Here is a 3,236-nt window from a genome sequence, read left to right as displayed (position 1 = left end):
TTATGAGCAAAATTAATAATATGGTCGGAGTAGAGGGATTTGAACCCCCGACCACCTGGTCCCAAACCAGATACGCTACCAAACTGCGCTATACTCCGAAAAAAAGAAATTATACTTTGTTAAGCTGAATTGTAAATAGCTAAATGTAGGATTTTTTATAATTAATCAATCTTGAGTTCTGACCAAATATCATCTACCCTTTGAATAACATCTTTATTCATAACAATAGGCGTGCCCCATTCACGATCAGTCTCACCTGGAAATTTGTTGGTGGCATCAATACCCATCTTCGATCCTAAGCCAGACACGGGGGAAGCAAAATCAAGATAGTCAATTGGCGTATTGTCAATTAAAGTAGTATCACGGGTTGGGTCAACACGTGTCGTCATAGCCCAAATAACTTCTTTCCAATCCTTAACGTCAATATCATCATCCACAATAATAACAAACTTGGTATACATGAATTGACGTAAGAAAGACCATACGCCCATCATTACCCGTTTTGCATGACCGGGATATTGTTTCTTAATACTAACCACAGCCATTCGATACGAACAGGCTTCAGGTGGCAGGTAAAAGTCGGTAATTTCAGGATATTGCTGCTGTAGTAAAGGTACAAACACTTCGTTAAGTGCCACACCCAAAACTGCAGGCTCATCAATTGGCTTGCCTGTGTAAGTTGAATGATAAATTGGATTCTTACGATGAGTAATACGTTCAACAGTGAAAACTGGAAATCGCTCAACTTCATTGTAATAGCCAGTGTGATCACCATACGGCCCTTCATCAGCCATTTCATCAGGATAAATAACACCTTCTAAGATGATTTCAGCATTCTCAGGTACTTGCAAGTCATTGCCGATACATTGGCATACCGTAGTTTTTTTACCGCGTAATAATCCAGCAAAAGCGTATTCACTTAAACTATCAGGAATCGGGGTTACCGCTGCCAATGTGGTTGCAGGATCGGCGCCAATGGCAACAGCTACTGGATATGGTTTACCTGGATTTTCTTCACACCAATCTTTAAAATCAAGTGCACCACCTCGATGGGACAGCCAACGCATAATAAGTTTATTTTTACCAATTACTTGTTGACGGTAAATACCTAGATTTTGACGTTTTTTTAAAGGACCTTTGGTAATGGTAAGACCCCAGGTAACCAATGGTGCAATATCTCCCGGCCAACAGGTTTGAATTGGAAGCATAGATAAGTCGACCTTATCTCCTTCAATAATAACCTCTTGACATTGGCCTTTTTTGACAGATTTAACCGGCATATTTAAGACTTTTTTAAGCGTTGGTAGCTTTTTAATGGCGTCTTTAAGCCCTTTAGGTGGCTCAGGTTGTTTAAGTTCAGCCAAAAGTTTTCCAAGCTCTCTAAGTGCGACTAGATCTTCTTGTCCCATAGCTGAAGCTACTCGACCTGTGGTACCAAATAAATTAGCCAAAACAGGAATATTTGAATCTTTAACGTTCTCAAATAATAATGCCGGACCTTGTTGGTCAAGCGTTCGACGACAGATTTCAGTAATCTCTAAATTGGCGTCTACTTCGGTGGCAATACGCTTAAGTTCGCCACGATTTTCCAACTCAGCAATAAACTCTCTTAAATCTTGATATATCATGAAAACTCTTAATAATTAAATATTGGAAAAATAGTTGTTGTGCGCTTCTAGCTCTTGAGCATTGGCATGAACTAGTTTTATTTTACCGATTCCACTGTCAACTCGAATAATTTCATGATCTGAATTATTTTGTTCATTAGAAGACTGTTCGTTGCTAAAAAGGGTAGATTGACCACCCGTCATGGCTAGATAAACTTGAGCAAGAATTTGAGCATCTAATAGGGCGCCGTGTACGGTTCTAGCACTTGAATCAATTTCAAAACGACGACATAATGAATCGAGATTGTGCAGTGTACCTGGCCGTTGCTGTTTGGAAAGCTCTAATGAATCAATAATGGTGCAATGATCCTCAATGCGCTCGTCAGAGCCAAATAATTTTAGCTCATGATTTAGGAAGCCTAAATCGAAAGGTGCATTATGGATAACTAAAGTGGCACCATTTATATACTCCATAAATTCAGAGACAATTTCTTCAAATTTTGGCTTTCCAGTTAAAAATTTATCAGTAATTCCATGAATTCGAACAGAGTCGCCAACATTACGTTCCGGTTGAATGTATTGATGATATTCATTATCGTCTGTAATCTCTCTATCAATAATTTCAGTACAACCAATTTCAATGATTCGATGACCTTCAGATGGCTCAATGCCCGTGGTCTCAGTATCTAAAACAATTAGTCTTTCCATCAAATATTCCTTGAACTTATTTTCGTGTAAAATTGGTTGATTTTATCATAACTAAAAGTTAGAGAGTATTATGGCTAGAGTAACTGTTGAAGAGTGTTTAGATTTTGTAGATAACCGTTTTGAGTTAGTATTAGTGGCTGCAAAACGCGCTCACCAATTAAGCTCAGGTGGTTTTAGATCAACTTTAGATGTAGGCAAGGATAAGCCAACAGTGGTGGCTCTTAGAGAAATTGAGGCGGGCCTTGTTAATGCTTCAATCTTAACTGAAGATTATGCAATGGAAGAAGAGTTAACAGCACAGCAAAAAGCTCATGATGCAGAAACTGCTCAAGAAATTGAAGCAGAATTATCTGCATCTGCAGTTGATGAAGGTGTTGATGAAGTTACCGAAGTTAGCTATACTGAAGAGTAATTTGGACACTATAGTGGATTTAACAAAAATGACGCTTTTGCGTCATTTTTTTTATCAACATGCTTATGACGTATGATTAATCATAGTTTTTAAAACTATAAAGATAAGTTTCACATGAAAAAGATAGTTAAAATTGAAAATGCCGAGATTCGTTTCCATGAAAATTGGCCGGATATAGATGTTAACTTAGCTATGGCAGTTTTGAATTTGGGCAGGGCGTCTTCTCAATTTAACTTGCTAGTGGAAACAGTGTGCGATGAATTTGACATTTCTGTATTCGAATTTGAAGTGCTGGTGTTGCTTAGATCGTTTCCATATCCTTATAGACTGACGCCATCATTGCTGTCTAGTTCCCTGATGGTCTCTTCAGGCGGTTTAACAAAGGTGCTAATCAAATTAGAGTCCAAAAGCTATATTATTAGAGACTCTAATCCTACTGACAAAAGAAGTAAGATTGTTCGTTTAACGAAGCTGGGTGTTGATTTTATTGAAAAACACTATCCAGTTGT

The 3,236-nt window shown here is 38.0% G+C and carries 4 protein-coding genes and 1 tRNA gene; 2 read left to right on the top strand and 3 right to left on the bottom strand.

Annotated features, from left to right (window positions below; genetic code table 11):
• Positions 1–21 precede the first annotated feature (21 nt).
• The 3 genes from P8M52_RS06645 to dnaQ form a co-directional block, all read right to left on the bottom strand.
• A tRNA-Pro gene (locus P8M52_RS06645) sits at positions 22–98 on the bottom strand.
• Between the two features lie 63 nt (positions 99–161).
• On the bottom strand, positions 162–1,628 hold the full coding sequence (gene ubiD, locus P8M52_RS06640) for a 4-hydroxy-3-polyprenylbenzoate decarboxylase (RefSeq protein ID WP_300309086.1): 1,467 nt from the start codon (positions 1,626–1,628) through the stop codon (positions 162–164).
• 15 nt (positions 1,629–1,643) lie between these two features.
• Positions 1,644–2,315, bottom strand: a complete 672-nt coding sequence (gene dnaQ, locus P8M52_RS06635) for a DNA polymerase III subunit epsilon (RefSeq protein ID WP_300309084.1) — start codon at positions 2,313–2,315, stop codon at positions 1,644–1,646.
• A 70-nt stretch (positions 2,316–2,385) separates the two neighbouring features.
• On the opposite strand from dnaQ, the gene rpoZ reads away from it, so the two are divergent.
• Both rpoZ and P8M52_RS06625 read left to right on the top strand, forming a co-directional pair.
• The gene (rpoZ, locus tag P8M52_RS06630) at positions 2,386–2,727 is read left to right on the top strand and encodes a DNA-directed RNA polymerase subunit omega (RefSeq protein ID WP_300309082.1); all 342 of its coding nucleotides are present in this window, start codon (positions 2,386–2,388) and stop codon (positions 2,725–2,727) included.
• A gap of 114 nt (positions 2,728–2,841) precedes the next feature.
• On the top strand, positions 2,842–3,236 hold a 395-nt coding region (locus P8M52_RS06625), incomplete at its 3' end, for a MarR family transcriptional regulator (RefSeq protein WP_300309080.1).

It is taken from the genome of Candidatus Thioglobus sp., assembly GCF_029243085.1.
Classification (GTDB): Bacteria; Pseudomonadota; Gammaproteobacteria; order PS1; family Pseudothioglobaceae; genus Thioglobus_A.
This window is presented reverse-complemented; position numbering and strand designations above follow the sequence as displayed.

What these genes read in the sequence shown, in the direction of transcription:
- ubiD (WP_300309086.1), bottom strand. Translation starts at nt 1,628, where the DNA reads ATGATATATCAAGATTTAAGAGAGTTTATTGCTGAGTTGGAAAATCGT.
- rpoZ (WP_300309082.1), top strand. Translation starts at nt 2,386, where the DNA reads ATGGCTAGAGTAACTGTTGAAGAGTGTTTAGATTTTGTAGATAACCGT.
- dnaQ (WP_300309084.1), bottom strand. Translation starts at nt 2,315, where the DNA reads ATGGAAAGACTAATTGTTTTAGATACTGAGACCACGGGCATTGAGCCA.